This window comes from Stutzerimonas stutzeri (genome assembly GCF_002909485.1).
Taxonomy (GTDB): Bacteria; Pseudomonadota; Gammaproteobacteria; order Pseudomonadales; family Pseudomonadaceae; genus Stutzerimonas; species Stutzerimonas stutzeri_AH.
Genome location: NZ_PPXG01000001.1, coordinates 174,129 through 189,154 on the forward strand (window position 1 = coordinate 174,129; position 15,026 = coordinate 189,154).

General features: G+C 61.1%; 12 protein-coding genes. 3 read left to right on the forward strand and 9 right to left on the reverse strand.

Annotation, left to right across the window (positions count from 1 at the left end; genetic code table 11):
* Positions 1–289: 289 nt before the first annotated feature.
* From ccoP to ccoN, 3 genes are all read right to left on the reverse strand, one after another.
* The gene (gene ccoP / locus CXK91_RS00795) at positions 290–1,225 is read right to left on the reverse strand and encodes a cytochrome-c oxidase, cbb3-type subunit III (RefSeq protein WP_103454527.1); all 936 of its coding nucleotides are present in this window, start codon (positions 1,223–1,225) and stop codon (positions 290–292) included.
* A 97-nt stretch (positions 1,226–1,322) separates the two neighbouring features.
* Positions 1,323–1,934, reverse strand: coding sequence for a cytochrome-c oxidase, cbb3-type subunit II (ccoO, locus tag CXK91_RS00800; protein WP_103454528.1), 612 nt, complete (start codon positions 1,932–1,934; stop codon positions 1,323–1,325).
* Between the two features lie 13 nt (positions 1,935–1,947).
* Complete coding sequence (ccoN, locus tag CXK91_RS00805) at positions 1,948–3,372, reverse strand: cytochrome-c oxidase, cbb3-type subunit I (protein WP_103454529.1); 1,425 nt, start codon at positions 3,370–3,372, stop codon at positions 1,948–1,950.
* 63 nt (positions 3,373–3,435) lie between these two features.
* Here ccoN and CXK91_RS00810 point away from each other — a divergent pair, with 63 nt between their 5' ends.
* Positions 3,436–4,125: an alpha/beta family hydrolase gene (locus CXK91_RS00810; protein WP_103454530.1), complete on the forward strand. Its 690-nt coding sequence runs from the start codon at positions 3,436–3,438 to the stop codon at positions 4,123–4,125.
* 54 nt (positions 4,126–4,179) lie between these two features.
* On the opposite strand, the gene CXK91_RS00815 is transcribed toward CXK91_RS00810, so the two are convergent.
* Entirely contained in the window at positions 4,180–5,748 is a 1,569-nt protein-coding gene (locus CXK91_RS00815; RefSeq protein WP_102819783.1) for a methyl-accepting chemotaxis protein, read from the reverse strand.
* Between the two features lie 347 nt (positions 5,749–6,095).
* Positions 6,096–8,771 (reverse strand): aconitate hydratase AcnA, encoded by a 2,676-nt coding sequence (gene acnA, locus CXK91_RS00820; RefSeq protein WP_103454531.1) that lies wholly within the window; start codon positions 8,769–8,771, stop codon positions 6,096–6,098.
* 164 nt (positions 8,772–8,935) lie between these two features.
* Between acnA and rlmM the strand changes: the two genes are divergently transcribed.
* Positions 8,936–9,985: a 23S rRNA (cytidine(2498)-2'-O)-methyltransferase RlmM gene (gene rlmM / locus CXK91_RS00825; protein ID WP_103454532.1), complete on the forward strand. Its 1,050-nt coding sequence runs from the start codon at positions 8,936–8,938 to the stop codon at positions 9,983–9,985.
* Positions 9,986–10,048: 63 nt separating this feature from the next.
* Positions 10,049–10,300 (forward strand): sulfurtransferase TusA, encoded by a 252-nt coding sequence (tusA, locus tag CXK91_RS00830; RefSeq protein WP_038660916.1) that lies wholly within the window; start codon positions 10,049–10,051, stop codon positions 10,298–10,300.
* 31 nt (positions 10,301–10,331) lie between these two features.
* On the opposite strand, the gene CXK91_RS00835 is transcribed toward tusA, so the two are convergent.
* From CXK91_RS00835 to coxB, 4 genes are read right to left on the reverse strand one after another with little or no spacing between them, the layout of a single operon-like run.
* The gene (locus CXK91_RS00835; RefSeq protein ID WP_103454533.1) at positions 10,332–11,180 is read right to left on the reverse strand and encodes a cytochrome c oxidase assembly protein; all 849 of its coding nucleotides are present in this window, start codon (positions 11,178–11,180) and stop codon (positions 10,332–10,334) included.
* Positions 11,171–11,530 carry a hypothetical protein gene (locus tag CXK91_RS00840; protein WP_103454534.1) on the reverse strand — a complete coding sequence of 120 codons (360 nt, stop codon included), beginning with the start codon at positions 11,528–11,530 and terminating at the stop codon, positions 11,171–11,173. The genes CXK91_RS00835 and CXK91_RS00840 overlap by 10 nt, the downstream gene beginning before the upstream one ends.
* On the reverse strand, positions 11,530–14,058 hold the full coding sequence (gene ctaD / locus CXK91_RS00845; protein WP_103454535.1) for a cytochrome c oxidase subunit I: 2,529 nt from the start codon (positions 14,056–14,058) through the stop codon (positions 11,530–11,532). The genes CXK91_RS00840 and ctaD overlap by 1 nt, the downstream gene beginning before the upstream one ends.
* On the reverse strand, positions 14,055–14,945 hold the full coding sequence (gene coxB / locus CXK91_RS00850; protein WP_103454981.1) for a cytochrome c oxidase subunit II: 891 nt from the start codon (positions 14,943–14,945) through the stop codon (positions 14,055–14,057). The genes ctaD and coxB overlap by 4 nt, the downstream gene beginning before the upstream one ends.
* Between the last annotated feature and the right edge of the window lie 81 nt (positions 14,946–15,026).

Here is a 15,026-nt window from a genome sequence, read left to right on the forward strand (position 1 = left end):
GTAATGCAAACGAGCTCCAGCCCCCTTGATGCCGTTCCGGCTCTGATTTCAAGCGTCTTCCATGCGGGTCGCAGGATCGCTTGGCACACCACGATGCTGTGCTGAATCGAGGGTTTCGCCTTGTAGTTCTGCGGGATCTTGGCGAGTGCCGAAGAGTATGGAAGCGGTTTGCTCGTATGGCAAAGAAGGGATGTGTCGAGTGGTCTGCGACAGAGCGTCGCATGTCGTCATTTAGGTGGGAGGCTTGATTGAAAACAGGGCGGTATGGGGTACCGCCCTGTTAGGGGTTTTACTGCTTCGCCAGTTGCTCAGGCGTTTGCGACAGGCTGTATACGTATGCCGCCAGCAGATGCACCTTGTCGTTGCCGAGGTACTGTTCCTGCGCCGGCATCTGACCGTTACGGCCGTGGCGGATGGTCTGCTGCAGTTGCGGCAGGCTTGAACCGTAGATCCAGGCGGCAGGGTTGGTCAGCTGCGGTGCACCGAGTGCGGCCATGCCTGCGCCGGTTGCACCGTGACAGACGGAGCAGGTTTGCGCGTATACCTCGGAACCGGCGGCCAGGTTGGCCTCGGTGCCTTCAGGCAGCGGCAGTCCAGCCAGCTCGTTGCGTACGAAGGCCGCGACGTTTTTCACGCCTTCATCGCCAATGACCTGACCCCAGGCCGGCATCGCTGCGATTCGTCCGTGGAGGATGCTTGCCTTGATTGTTTCCGGCTCGCCGCCCCAGCGCCATTCGTTATCGGCCAGGTTGGGGAAGCCGTTGGAACCCTTGGCGTCCGAACCATGGCAGATGGCGCAGTAGTTGGCGTACAGGCGAGCGCCGATCTTCAGTGCGCGTTCGTCCTGAGCGACTTCTGCGACGCTCATGGCCGAAAACTTGGCGAAGATCGGGCCGAACTTGGCGTCAGCCTGATCGACTTCGCGCTGCCATTCCTTTTCCTGGGTCCAGCCGCCTTCATAGCCCGGCAGAACGCCTTTCCAGTTGCCCAGACCCGGATACAGGATCAGGTAGACGATGCCGAACAGCAGCGTGCCGATGAACAGCATGAACCACCACTTGGGCAGCGGGTTGTCATACTCCTCGATACCGTCGAAGGAATGCCCCATGGTCTTGTCGGTCGTGCCGGCAGATTCGCCCTTGCGGGTGGCGAAGATCAGCCAGAACAGAGCGACGATGGTGCCCAGCGTCAGCAGGGCGATGTATCCACTCCAGAAAGTGCTCATGTGCTACTCCTGGACAGCCCGAGCAACTCTGGCTGTCCGCGATTGAAGTACCTGACGGCTGATTTGCCAGCCGGTCATTTTTCTTGGTCAGTACGACTCAGCGCTTGTTGGTCAGTGCTGTGCCGAGTACCTGCAGGTAGGCCACCATTGCATCCATCTCGGTTTTGCCATTGACGGAGTCCCGGGCGCTGGTGATGTCCTCTTCGGTGTACGGAACGCCAAGCATGCGCAGGGCCGACATCTTCTTGGCGGTGTCCTTGCCATCGAGGATGTTCTCGACCAGCCACGGATAGGACGGCATCTTCGACTCGGGCACTACGTTGCGCGGGTTGTACAGGTGCGCCCGGTGCCAGTCATCGGAGTAGCGGCCGCCGACACGGGCCAGGTCCGGACCGGTGCGCTTGGAGCCCCACAGGAACGGATGGTCGTAGACGCTTTCACCGGCAACAGAGTAGTGGCCGTAGCGTTCGGTCTCGGCGCGGAAGGGACGGATCATCTGCGAGTGGCAGCCAACGCAGCCTTCGCGGATGTACAGGTCACGGCCTTCCAGTTGCAGTGCGGTGTAGGGCTTCATGCCCTCTACCGGCTCATTCACGGCGTCCTGGAAGAACAGCGGAACGATCTGGGTCAGACCGCCGATGCTCACCGCGAGGATCATGAACAGGGCCAGCAGGCCGACGTTCTTTTCTAGTTTCTCGTGCTGTTTCATTTACCTAGGCTCCTCAGGCGATCTGCGCGGCAGCGTCGTACTCGGCGGGCTTGGCAGCCTGCACGGTGCGCCAGGTGTTGTAGGCCATCACCAGCATGCCAACGAAGAAGATCGCACCACCGATCATCCGCACTACGAAGCCGGGGTGACTGGCTTCCAGCGATTCGACGAAGGAGTAGGTCAGGGTGCCGTCGTCGTTGATCGCGCGCCACATCAGGCCTTGGGCGATACCGTTGACCCACATCGAGGCGATGTAGAGAACGGTACCGATGGTTGCCAGCCAGAAGTGGGTGTTGATCAGCGCAATGCTGTGCATCTGCTCGCGACCGAAGACTTTCGGGACCAGGTGATACAGGGCGCCGATGGATACCATGGCAACCCAGCCGAGGGCGCCGGCGTGTACGTGGCCGATGGTCCAGTCGGTGTAGTGGGACAGGGCGTTGACGGTCTTGATGGCCATCATCGGACCTTCGAAGGTCGACATGCCGTAGAACGCCAGCGATACCACCAAGAAGCGCAGGATCGGATCGCTACGCAGTTTGTGCCAGGCACCGGACAGCGTCATCATGCCGTTGATCATGCCGCCCCAGCTCGGAGCCAGCAGAATCAGCGACATCACCATGCCCAAGCTCTGCGCCCAATCCGGCAGCGCGGTGTAGTGCAGGTGGTGCGGGCCGGCCCAGATGTAGACGGTGATCAGTGCCCAGAAGTGGACGATCGACAGGCGATAGGAATACACCGGACGCTCGGCCTGCTTCGGCACGAAGTAGTACATGATTCCGAGGAAACCAGCGGTTAGGAAGAAGCCCACGGCGTTGTGGCCGTACCACCATTGCACCATCGCATCGGTTGCACCGGCATACAGCGAATAGGACTTCATCGCGGTAACCGGAATTTCCAGGTTGTTGACGATATGCAGGATCGCCACGGTCAGGATGAATGCACCGAAGAACCAGTTACCGACGTAGATGTGCTTGACCTTTCGCGTCGCCAGCGTTCCGAAAAAGACGATGGCATACGCCACCCAGACGATGGTGATCAGGATGTCGATCGGCCATTCCAGCTCCGCGTATTCCTTGGAACTGGTGAAACCCAGCGGCAGGGATATCGCAGCGAGGAGGATTACCAACTGCCAACCCCAGAAGGTGAACGCGGCCAGTTTCGGCGCGAACAGGGTGGTCTGACAGGTGCGCTGAACCGAGTAGTAGGACGTTGCGAACAGAGCACAGCCGCCAAAGGCGAAAATCACCGCGTTGGTGTGCAATGGGCGTAGACGACCGAAGCTGGTCCACGGGAGGTCGAAGTTAAGAAATGGCCAGGCCAATTGTGCTGCGATGAAAACGCCGAGCCCCATCCCGACGATTCCCCACACCACCGTCATGATGGCGAATTGGCGGACCACCTTGTAACTGTAGGCGGTACTGGTTGCTGTGTTCATGTATGGGCTTCCATCCACGGGTAATGAGCAGTTTTTTTCTTTCTAATAGAAAGCGAGGCAAGGATGGGGAAAGGGCAATCTGCCGGTATTGACACGGATCAATACACACAAAGTGACAAAGGTCATCTCGTCAGATGGAACCAACCACGAGGCGGTGCTTGGGCGAGCTTGGTCCTGGCCCATGGCGCGGGTGCACCGATGGACAGTACGTTCATGAATGAAATGGCTGATCGCCTTGCTGGCCGCGGGGTTGCAGTGTGCCGCTTCGAGTTCGCCTACATGGCGGCGCGTCGTGCGGAAGGCCGCAAGCGACCACCCAGTCCACAGGCGCAGCTGCTTGCGCAATGGCGCGAGATCTACGCCCAGGTGCGACAGCAGGCCACAGGGCTTCTAGCGATCGGCGGCAAGTCGATGGGCGGTCGTATGGCCAGTCTGTTGGCCGACGAAATAGGGGCAGATGCGTTGGTCTGTCTGGGCTATCCGTTTCATCCTGCTGGTAACCAGGATAAACCGCGGGTAGTCCACCTCGCCGCGCTACAGACACCGACGTTGGTCATACAAGGTGAGCGCGACACATTGGGCAACCGCGAAACGGTTGAGCAGTACAAACTGTCGCCAGCGATCAGTTTGTACTGGCTCGCGGCGGCAGATCATGATCTCAAGCCGTTGAAACGTTCCGGACTGACCCATGATCAGCATCTAGATAGCGCCGCCGACGCAGTAGCGGCTTTTCTGCATGGTTTGGTGAGGTAATGAGAATGCTGCTATCCACGGCCGACGCCTCACAACAACGGCCGTGGATTGCCCTCAGCGGTTGAACCGCTCCACCAGCGAGTACTGGCCTTCCGCGGTCGCAGTGAGTTCTTCGCTGAGCAGTGCAGAACTGCGGGCATCCCCCGAGGTTTGGTCGGCGAGACGGGCAATGGTACTGACGTTGTGGCTGATCTCATCAGCGACCGCGCTTTGCTGCTCCGTAGCAGACGCGATCTGTGTGGTCATGTCGATGATATTGCCCATCGCTTCATTGATGCCGGCGAGGGCCTGGTCGGCCTGGGCCACCTGATCGACGCCACGGGCGGCATGCACGTGGCCATCTTCGGTTGTCTGCACTGCATGACGCGCCTGAGACTGCAATCTCTCGATCAGCTGATGAATCTCGCCGGTGGCTGAAGTCGTGCGCTGGGCGAGCTGGCGTACTTCATCTGCCACCACAGCGAATCCGCGCCCGCTTTCGCCTGCCCGTGCGGCCTCGATGGCTGCGTTGAGCGCCAGCAGGTTGGTCTGGTCAGCGATGCTCTTGATGACATCGACCACGCCGCCAATCGCCTGGCTATCGTTCGCCAGCTGATTGACCGCTTCACCCGTTTTGGCCACCGAGTCGGACAGCTGCTGGATCGCGATACGTGTTTCGGCGGTAACCTCACGGCCATGAACAGTCAGGCGACTCGCTTCTCTGGTTGCCTCGGCCGCTAGCGCGACGTTGCTTGCCACCTCCTGTGTGGTGGCAGCCATTTCGTTGATGGCTGTTGCAACCTGCTCGGTCTCCTGATGCTGCTGCACAAGACCATTGGCGCAGTTCTGTGCCAGGGAGTCGGCCTGCTTGGCTTGGCCCTGAAGATGGATAGCGGTGTCTTGCAAGCGAGTCAGACAGGTCTTCAGGTGAGCCTGCTGGCTGAGCATCGCCATCTCCAGTTGCGCCTCGACACCTCGGCTATCGGTGTACATGCATGCGATAAGCGGGTCACTGGTGGTCTCACGTGCCAGCTGCAACAGACGCTTCAGGCCTCTCTGCTGCCATTGCAGACCCACGAGACCCAGCGGCACGGACAGCAGCGCTGCAGCAAAAAACGCTAGAGGATGATCGAATCCAGCGCCGACGAAAAAGCCGATCTGGCTGATGACAATGAACGGTATCCACTTGCTCAGGATCGGTAGCCAGGTGTCGCGGCGGGGCACCCCGCTTTTGCCGGAATTGATGCGCGCATAGAGCGCTTCCGCCCGTTGGACCTGCTCGCGGGTCGGTTTGGTCCGCACGGACTCGTAGCCCGTGACTTGCCGTTGTTGATCGAGAATGGGGGTGACGTATGCATTGACCCAGTAGTGATCGCCAGTCTTGCGGCGATTCTTGACGATACCCATCCACGGTTTGCCCTGCTTGAGGGTCGACCACATATGTTCGAATACGGCGGGCGGCACGTCTGGGTGACGCACCAAATTATGCGGGGCGCGAATCAGCTCTTCGCGATCGAAGCCGCTAACCTCGGCAAAGATGCTGTTGCAGTACGTGATCTGGCCTTTGAGGTCCGTGGTTGAGACGAGCCGCTTCTGGTCTGGAAAGGCGTATTCACGTTGAGTTACGGGCTGGTTATTACGCATCGACTATCACGCCTGGCAAGAGGAATCGTAAGGTGGCGCACCTGACCTTTGTATTTTTTTAAGGGGCCAGGCTGACCAGTTGGTCGGCCGGAGAGTGGCGTTCTTGAGCGAAAGCTGATCCTTGGATCAGTTTCTATTGCCCACAGGCGACCAGCGGCCGCCAAGGCTTAATGGTTCTGTCATGAGGTTTGGGCGATTGTCGACGTGTGTCCGGGTGCTTTGCGATGCGAAGTGACGATCAGGGAGCCGGGCAGCGGGCAGGGATGTTCAGGGCAGCTGGAAACCACTCGCCGATGGACCGGCGGACGCCGGTGCGAAAGGAATCGCACCGGCGCTTCCGGTTTCGATCAGCTGCCGATCAGCTGGCGCAACACGTAGTGCAGAATGCCGCCGGCCTTGAAGTACTGCACCTCGTTGAGGGTATCGATGCGGCTCAGCACCTGGAACGAGTCGCGCGAGCCGTCGGCGCGTTCGACGTCAACGGTCAGCGTCTGGCGCGGCTTGATGTCGGCATCGAGCCCACGGATCGACAGCTTCTCCGTACCGTTCAAGCCCAGCGACTGACGCGTTTGCTCGCCAACGAACTGCAATGCCAGAACGCCCATGCCGATCAGGTTGGAGCGGTGAATACGCTCGAAACTCTCAGCGATCACCGCCTTCACGCCCAACAGGTTGGTGCCCTTGGCCGCCCAGTCGCGGCTGGAGCCGGTGCCGTATTCCTTGCCGGCAATTACCACCAGTGGCACTCCCTCGGCCTGATAGCGCATGGCGGCATCGTAGATCGAGAGTTTTTCGCCGCTCGGTTGATACAGCGTATTGCCCCCTTCCTCGCCGCCAAGCATCTCGTTGCGGATACGAATATTGGCAAAGGTGCCACGCATCATCACTTCGTGATTGCCCCGACGCGAGCCATAGGAGTTGAAGTCCTCCGGCGCTACGCCCAGCGACTGAAGGTACATGCCCGCCGGTGAGCTGGCTTTGATGTTGCCGGCCGGCGAGATGTGGTCGGTGGTGATCGAGTCGCCGAATACCGCCAGCACTCGAGCGTTCTCAACATCTGCCGGTGGAGTCGGTGGCTGGCCGATATCCTCGAAGTAGGGCGGGTTCTGCACGTAGCTGGAGCCGGCGTCCCACTTATAAGTGTCCCCGGCACTGACCGGAATCTTCTGCCAGTGCTCGTCGCCGCTGAACACGTCGGCATAACGGCTGCGGAACATCTCGCCATCAATGCTCGCGACCGCTTCGGCGATCTCGGCGCTGCTCGGCCAGATATCCTTCAGGTACACCGGCTGGTTCTGCGCGTCATAGCCAAGTGGCTCACGGTCCATGTCGATACGAGTAGTGCCAGCCAGTGCGAAGGCGACCACCAGTGGTGGGGATGCCAGCCAGTTAGCCTTTACCAACGGGTGTACGCGACCCTCGAAGTTGCGGTTGCCGGAGAGCACGGAGGAGACGATCAGGTCGTTGTCGGTGATCGCCTGGCCAATAGGGTCTGGCAGCGGGCCGGAGTTGCCGATGCAGGTGGTACAGCCGTAGCCCACCAGATTGAAACCGAGTTCGTCCAGGTAACGCGTCAGCCCGGCACGCTCGAGGTAATCGGTGACCACCTTTGAGCCGGGCGCCAGCGATGTCTTGACCCAGGGCTGGCGTTTCATGCCGCGTTCGATTGCCTTCTTCGCAACCAGGCCTGCGGCCATCAGCACGTTCGGGTTTGAGGTATTGGTGCAGGAGGTGATGGCGGCGATGACGACGGCACCGTGTTTGAGCGCAAAGTTCTCACCGGCGACTGCAAACTCGGTATCGGTCTGTTGCTGGCGCCCGCTGGTTTCCAGAAGCAGATCGAAGTTCGCGCCAATATCGCCGAGCGTCACGCGGTCCTGCGGGCGCTTGGGGCCGGCGACGGAGGGCCGGACCTGGCTCAGATCAAGCTCTAGGGTGGCGGTGAACTCAGGGTCGGGCGAATTGCTGTCGCGCCACATGCCTTGTGCCTTGCTGTAGGCCTCCACCAGGGCAATGCGCTCTTCGTTACGGCCAGTCAGGCGCAGGTAGTCGATGGTCACCTGGTCGACAGGGAAGAAGCCGCAAGTGGCGCCATATTCCGGCGCCATATTGCCGATGGTGGCGCGGTCGGCCAGTGGCAGGTGATCCAGGCCAGGGCCATAGAACTCGACGAACTTGCCGACCACGCCGTGCTTGCGCAGCATCTGCGTCACGGTCAGCACCAGGTCGGTGGCGGTGACGCCTTCGTTGAGTTTGCCGGTCAGGCGGAAGCCGATGACCTCCGGGATCAGCATCGACACCGGCTGCCCAAGCATTGCCGCCTCGGCCTCGATACCGCCGACACCCCAGCCGAGCACCCCCAGGCCATTGATCATCGTGGTGTGCGAGTCAGTGCCGACCAAGGTATCGGGATAGGCAAAGGTTTCGCCATTCTCTTCACGGGTCCAGACCACCTGGCCGAGATACTCCAGATTCACCTGGTGACAGATGCCAGTGCCCGGCGGTACCACGGCGAAGTTATCGAAGGCTTGTTGGCCCCAACGCAGGAACTCGTAGCGCTCGCCGTTGCGTTGCATCTCTATCGCGACGTTCTGCTCGAACGCCTGGTTGGTGCCGAAGCGATCGACCATCACCGAATGGTCGATGACAAGGTCCACCGGAGAAAGCGGGTTGATCTTCTGCGGATCACCCCCGGCTTTTGCGACGGCATCGCGCATGGCAGCCAGATCGACAACAGCCGGTACGCCGGTGAAATCCTGCATCAGTACGCGAGCTGGGCGGTACTGGATTTCCTGGTCAGAGCTGCGGGTCTGCAGCCAACTCACCAACGACTTCAGGTCGTCGGCGCGCACGGTCAGGTTATCTTCCCAGCGCAGCAGGTTTTCCAGCAGCACTTTGAGAGAGGTTGGCAGGCGGCTGATGTCGCCCAGCTGAGCAGCCGCATCGGGCAGGCTGTAGTAGTAGTAGGTCTTGCCGGCGACTTCGAGGCTTCGGCGGCATTTCAGGCTATCCAGGGAAGGCATTCCTCATCTCCTTGTGCCCACACGGTAAGGGCTGGCTGATGAATGAGCGGTGAAGCCCGGAGGGCTTCGCTACTGCACTGGACCGGGTCATGCGGGCGAGGGTTCCCGTGGTCAGCTATGATGCGCGGCTTTGGCGCAGGTCCGCCCGCTGACAGGATTCGAACATGAACACATTGCTGCTGCATTGCCGCCCCGGATTCGAAGGCGAGGTTTGCGCGGAAATCAGCGAACATGCCGCCGCACTCGACGTCGCCGGTTACGCCAAAGCGCGGCCGGAGAGTGCTTGCGCGGAGTTCATCTGCAGCGATGCCGGCGATGCTGAGCGTCTGATGCGCAAGCTGCATTTCGCCGGGCTGATCTTTCCCAGGCAATGGGCGCGTGGCGAGTACCTGCAACTTCCTGAAACGGATCGCATCAGTGTGCTTCTGGCGTATCTCTCGAGTTATCCGGTGTGCAGCGGCCTGTGGTTGGAGGTACTGGATACCAACGACGGCAAGGAGCTGTCCAACTTCTGCCGCAAGTTCGAGGCACCACTACGCAAGGCGCTGATCAAGGCCTGTCGCCTCGACGAGCAGGGCAGAGGCCCGCGTCTGCTGCTGACCTTCAAGAGCGGCCGAGAGGTGTTCGCCGGCATCGCCGAGACCAATAACAGCGCGCTGTGGCCCATGGGCATACCCCGACTGAAGTTCCCCCGCCAGGCACCGAGCCGTTCCACGCTCAAGCTGGAAGAGGCGTGGCACCACTTCATTCCGCGTGACCAGTGGGACACACGATTGGCGGCGGGCATGACCGGGGTCGATCTCGGTGCGGCGCCGGGTGGCTGGACCTGGCAGCTGGTCAATCGGCACATCAAGGTCAGCGCGGTAGACAACGGACCGATGGACCCTGATCTGATGGATTCCGGACTGGTCGAGCATTACCGGGCTGACGGCTTCACTTTTCGTCCGCGCAAACCGGTGAACTGGATGGTCTGCGACATCGTCGAAAAGCCGGCACGGAATGCGGCGCTGCTGGAAACATGGATTGGCGAAGGCCTATGCCGCGAAGCGGTGGTCAACCTCAAACTGCCGATGAAGCAGCGCTATGCCGAAGTGAAAAGACTGCTGGAGCGAATTGCCGATGGCCTGGCCGCGCGCGGCGTCAAGGCCAGTATCGGCTGCAAGCAGCTGTATCACGATCGTGAAGAGGTGACCTGTCATCTGCGGCGCCTCTGATACACGCGGATGACCTGTTCGCCTGCTTGCGCGACAATGCCGACCTGATTTCCGGAGCCCAAGATGACCCAATCAGCTGAAATGACCGTCGATGCCGTACTCGATGCCAGCGGCCTGAACTGCCCCGAGCCGGTGATGATGCTGCACAACAAGGTGCGCGATTTGGCCGGTGGCGCCTTGCTCAAGGTGATCGCCACCGATCCCTCGACCCAGCGCGACATCCCCAAGTTCTGCATTTTCCTTGGCCATGATCTGGTCGAACAGCAGGAAGCGGCAGGCACCTACCTCTACTGGATTCGTAAGAAGAGCGAGTGATCGATGGGCGTGCCGGTTCGATCACTCGGCCTCAGGTCAATTCCTCGCGATTACCGCCCGCTTGCTGGCGCCGCCACATGCGGGTCAGCCAGCGCCAGGCGATCCAGCCGCCGCCAATCAGGTAGATCAGCCCGCCCGGCACCCACATGATCAGCCCGGCCAGTTGCTGGTCCTCCACCGAACGACCTTCGCCGTAGAACGAGACAGTGCCGAAGGTGAGCAGGGCGCCCAACAGACCGGTGTGCATCAGCGTCAGCAATACGGCCATCAGCGCCTGCGGTACCTGCTTTGGATTGGCACGCAACACCGACCACCAGAACAGCCAGCCGGTGAACAGAAAGCAGGCGTGCTCGAATGCATGCCACCACAGGTTGTCCAGCGCCAACACGTAGAGCTTCGGCGTGTGCCAGATCCAGATGATCGCTCCGTGCAGCAATGCCAGTAGCGTGGGATAACGACCGGCGCGAAGGATGCCCGTCCACACCGGCTGCGCGAACCTGCCGGTGACACCGCGCCATTGCGGCAGCGGCCTGGCCAGCGCCCACAGCGGGGCAATCACGATGATGAATAGCATGTGCTGGGTCATGTGCCAGCTGGTGCTGCTTTCCGCCCAATCGTCGATTGGCCCGAATACGGCCAATACGACCAGTAGCATGGCACTGTGAAAGCAGAATGCTTCGCTGCGCCGCGGTGGCACCTTGCGGGCGCCCAGCACATAAAGCAGCCACGCGGCCGCGACCAGAACGGCCGTGAGCAGCAGGGGCGCGCGCTCGAGGATATGGGCGTCGAACAGGCCATGAGCATGGGCGGGCAGAGGCAGGGTGATCGCCGTCAACGCTAGAGTCCGCGTCCAGCGATTCTTAGAAAGGTCTACAGGCATGGCGGAATCTGCAACAGCGGAATGCCAACGAAGAGGGTCGCCAGCGCTGCGATAAAGTGAATGCCCGCGGCCACCTTGGTGACGAAAAGTTGCCGCTCGTTCAACTCTTGAGGCGGTCGCGACAGGCGCCAGAAGTAGCGCGCCAGCCAGAGTAATAGTGCCAGCGTCAGCAGGGTCAGCACGCCGAGGCCGCCGTTCAGCCAGTTCCATACGCCTTCTGCGGGGTCCGGCGGGCTTACTTTGCAGATCACTGCCTGGCCACCGTACATCGCGACGAACCACAGGCTCCAGATGATCAGCCCGATCGGGATCTGTACCGGGTGGAAGGGTGAAGTGCGAGCGTATGCCATCAGGCGCCTCCCCAAGTTGCTGGAAACAGCACAATCGCCGCATAGCTGATCCAGAGCACCCCAAGGTTGTAGTACCAGAGTTGCTCCACCACGACGGGCTCGTATGGTGCCTTGTCACCCACGTAACCAAGGCTCACCCGCCATGCCTGCAGGCCGGTGAGCACTGCTGCCAGCGTGCAGTGGATCAGGTTGTACGCCAGCATCACGAAGATCACCGCATCGTGGGCCGTTTCGGTCGGGGCCAGCCCTGCCGTCAACATCAGCCAAAGCAACATGGCCGACTGCGCCAGCGCGATGCACCCCAACAGCGCGAGCTGCTGCATCAGCCCACTGTGTGTGCCTGCCCGCAGGTGTTTGATCAAACGGTGCAGCCAGAGCGTGCCGGCACTGAGCAGCAGCGCGCTGGCCAGCATCAGCCAACCATTCAGGCCGCTGTCCGGCACTTTCCATTGCGGCGAGACGGTCCACAGGTAGAACCAGCCGAACAGCAGCGACAGATAGAGCGCGCCATTGGCCAGCAGCGTCACACCCATACCCCACAGACCTGGTCCGTCGAAGGTGCGTGAATGCAGTGGGGGCTCACCTGGCTGGGTATGCGCATCGGGGGCGGCAGCCGGGTGGGCGCCGTTTTCCCAAGACCATCGCAATAGCACGATCAGCGTCGCCATAGTGGCAATGATGGAGAGGATGTAGGCCTTGTTCAGCAGGCTCAGGCAAAGCGCGGCAAGGAACACCGAGGCGATGAACGGCAGCCAGCTGTTGCCCGGCAAATGAATGATCTCGCGGACCTTGCCCGTCAGCGGATCACTGCCCCAAGTCTCCCGCCGACCATGGTCGATTACCGTCAGCGCATGTTCACCGCGGGCGATGCTGTCTGGCAGTTCAGGATCTTTCCATAGGGGATGGCGGTCCGTCACATCAGGCAGGCTGACGAAGTTGTACGCGCTGGGCGGCAGGCTTGTGGCCCACTCCAGCGTATCGGCGTTCCATGGGTTCTTCGGCGCGCGAACACCGAAACGGAAATGCAGGATGATATCCAGCAGTATGGTCGCCACGCCTGCAGCCATGATGAAGCTGCCGATCGACGACACCAAGTTGGGCATGTCCCAGCCCAGGCCCGTGTCGTAGGTGTAGACGCGGCGTGGCATGCCGATCAGGCCGGTCCAGTGCATGATCAGGAACGTTACGTTGAAGCCGATGAAGAACAGCCAGAAGCCCCAGCGACCGAGCTTCGCCGAGGGCATGCGCCCGGAGAAATGCGGCAGCCAGTAGTAAAGCCCGGCCATCAACGGGAAGACCATGCCGCCCACCAGCACGTAGTGCATATGCGCGACGACGAAGTGAGTGTCGTGCACCTGCCAGTCGAAAGGCACCAGCGCCAGCATCACCCCGGTCAGTCCGCCGGCGACGAAGACGATTAAGAATCCCACCAACCAGAGCATTGGCACCTTGTACACCGGTTTGCCGAGCCAGAGCGTTGCCAGCCAGGCGAAAATCTGCACGCCGGTGGGGATTGCCACCAACATGCTCGCTGCCGAGAAGAACGCCGTGGCCAGCTGGGGGATGCCCACCGTGAACATGTGGTGCACCCACAGCCCGAAGCTGATGAAGCCGGTGGTCAGTACGCCCAGTACGACCCAACGGTAGCCCACCAGGGGGCGCTGGCAGAACACTGGAATCAGCGTGGAGACGATCCCGGCACCCGGCAGAAAGATGATGTACACCTCCGGATGACCAAACAGCCAGAACAGGTGTTGCCAGAGCACCGGATCGCCGCCGCGGGCGACATCGAAGAACGGCATGCCGGCTGCGCGCTCCAGCTCCAGCAGGATGGAGCCGAGGATCAGCGGCGGAAAACCGACCACGATCATCATCGCCATCACCAGGATGTACCACACATACAGTGGCATCTTGTGTAGCGCCATGCCGTTGGTGCGGGTGCGCAGGATCGACACCACCAGCTCGACGCCCGCACTCACTGCGGAAATCTCCACGAAGGTGATGCCCAGCAGCCAAAAGTCTGAGTTCACCCCGGGGGTATGCGCCGAGCTGGACAGCGGCGTGTACATGAACCAGCCCGCCTTGGGCGCGAGATCGAGAAAGATGCTCGAGAGCAGGATCAGTCCGCCGAACAGGTAGCAGTAATAGCCAAGGGCGGAAAGGCGCGGAAACACCAGATCGCGTGCGCCGATCATCTTCGGGATCAGGTAGACCGCCAGCCCCTCCATCATCGGTACGGCGAAGAGAAACATCATCACCGTGCCGTGCATGGTGAAGACCTGGTTGTAGACGTCTGGCTCCATCAGCTCGTAGCCGGGCAGCGCAAGCTGCGTGCGGATGAGCATGGCCAGCAGGCCGCCTACCAGAAAGAAAAACGCGCCGGTGACCAGAAAGCGCAGACCAATGGTGGTGTGATTGACAATGGTCAGTGCGCGCCACCCGCGCGGGTTGCCCCAGACCTTGTCAAATTCGTCCTGCATCTGTTCGAGATCGGTTGCGGCTGCGCCACTTTTTTGCGTTGGGTTCATGGAGCTAGGGTCTCCAGCCAGTCGGCAAGCTGGCCGAGGGTTTCTTCAGGAATGTCGTCGTGGCGAGGCATTGCGATGCCGTGTTTCAGGCTCTGGTGATCGCTCAGCCAACGCCGTAGGCCTTCACTGTCGTTGGCGATCACCCCTGCACCCAGGGTTGGGCGCGTAGCAAGGTCGCTCAGGTCTGGGGCGCGATTGCCATCGCTGACGCCGGCTACGCGGTGGCATTGGCTGCAGCGATCGTTGAAGACGTTGCCTGCGGCGCCGGTTGGCGCCTGGTGCTGAAGGTCTGTGCGGCTTTCGATCCAGCTGGCAAAAGCGTCGGGCTCGAGAGCCTCGACGTGCAGAATCATATGGGCGTGCTGGCTGCCGCAGAATTCCGAACATTGCCCGCGGAACACGCCGGTCTGTGATGCCTGCAGGCGCAAGGTGTTGGTCCGTCCGGGGACCATGTCCAACTTGCCTCCCAGGCGCGGCACCCAGAACGAGTGAATCACGTCGGCGCTGGTGACCTCGACGTCGACCGGGCGATCGACCGGCAGAATGAACTGGTTGGCCGTCACCACGCCGCTCTCCGGATAGCGCACCTCCCACCACCATTGATGGCCGATGACCTGGATACGCAGCGGCTGCTCGCCCTCGACGGGTAGCGGCAGCATGTTGCGCCCTGTCGGAATGCCGAAAGCCAACAGCGCAATGATGCTCACGGTGGGCAGGATGATGCCGCCGCCGATGATCCAGCGCCGATTTATGCGTTTTGCTTCTTCAGCGGTGTGGCTTTGCGGGCGACGCAGCATGGCGTAGATCCACAGCGCGCTCACAACCAGCAGCACCAGCACGGAAAAGCCAAACATCGCCCACCAGACGTTCGCCACGTCACGCGCCATCGGCCCGGCGGGGGAAAGCACCGACTGCGGCCCATCGCAGCCAACCAGTAAAGGAACTGCCAGCGCCAGCGTGGTCCATTT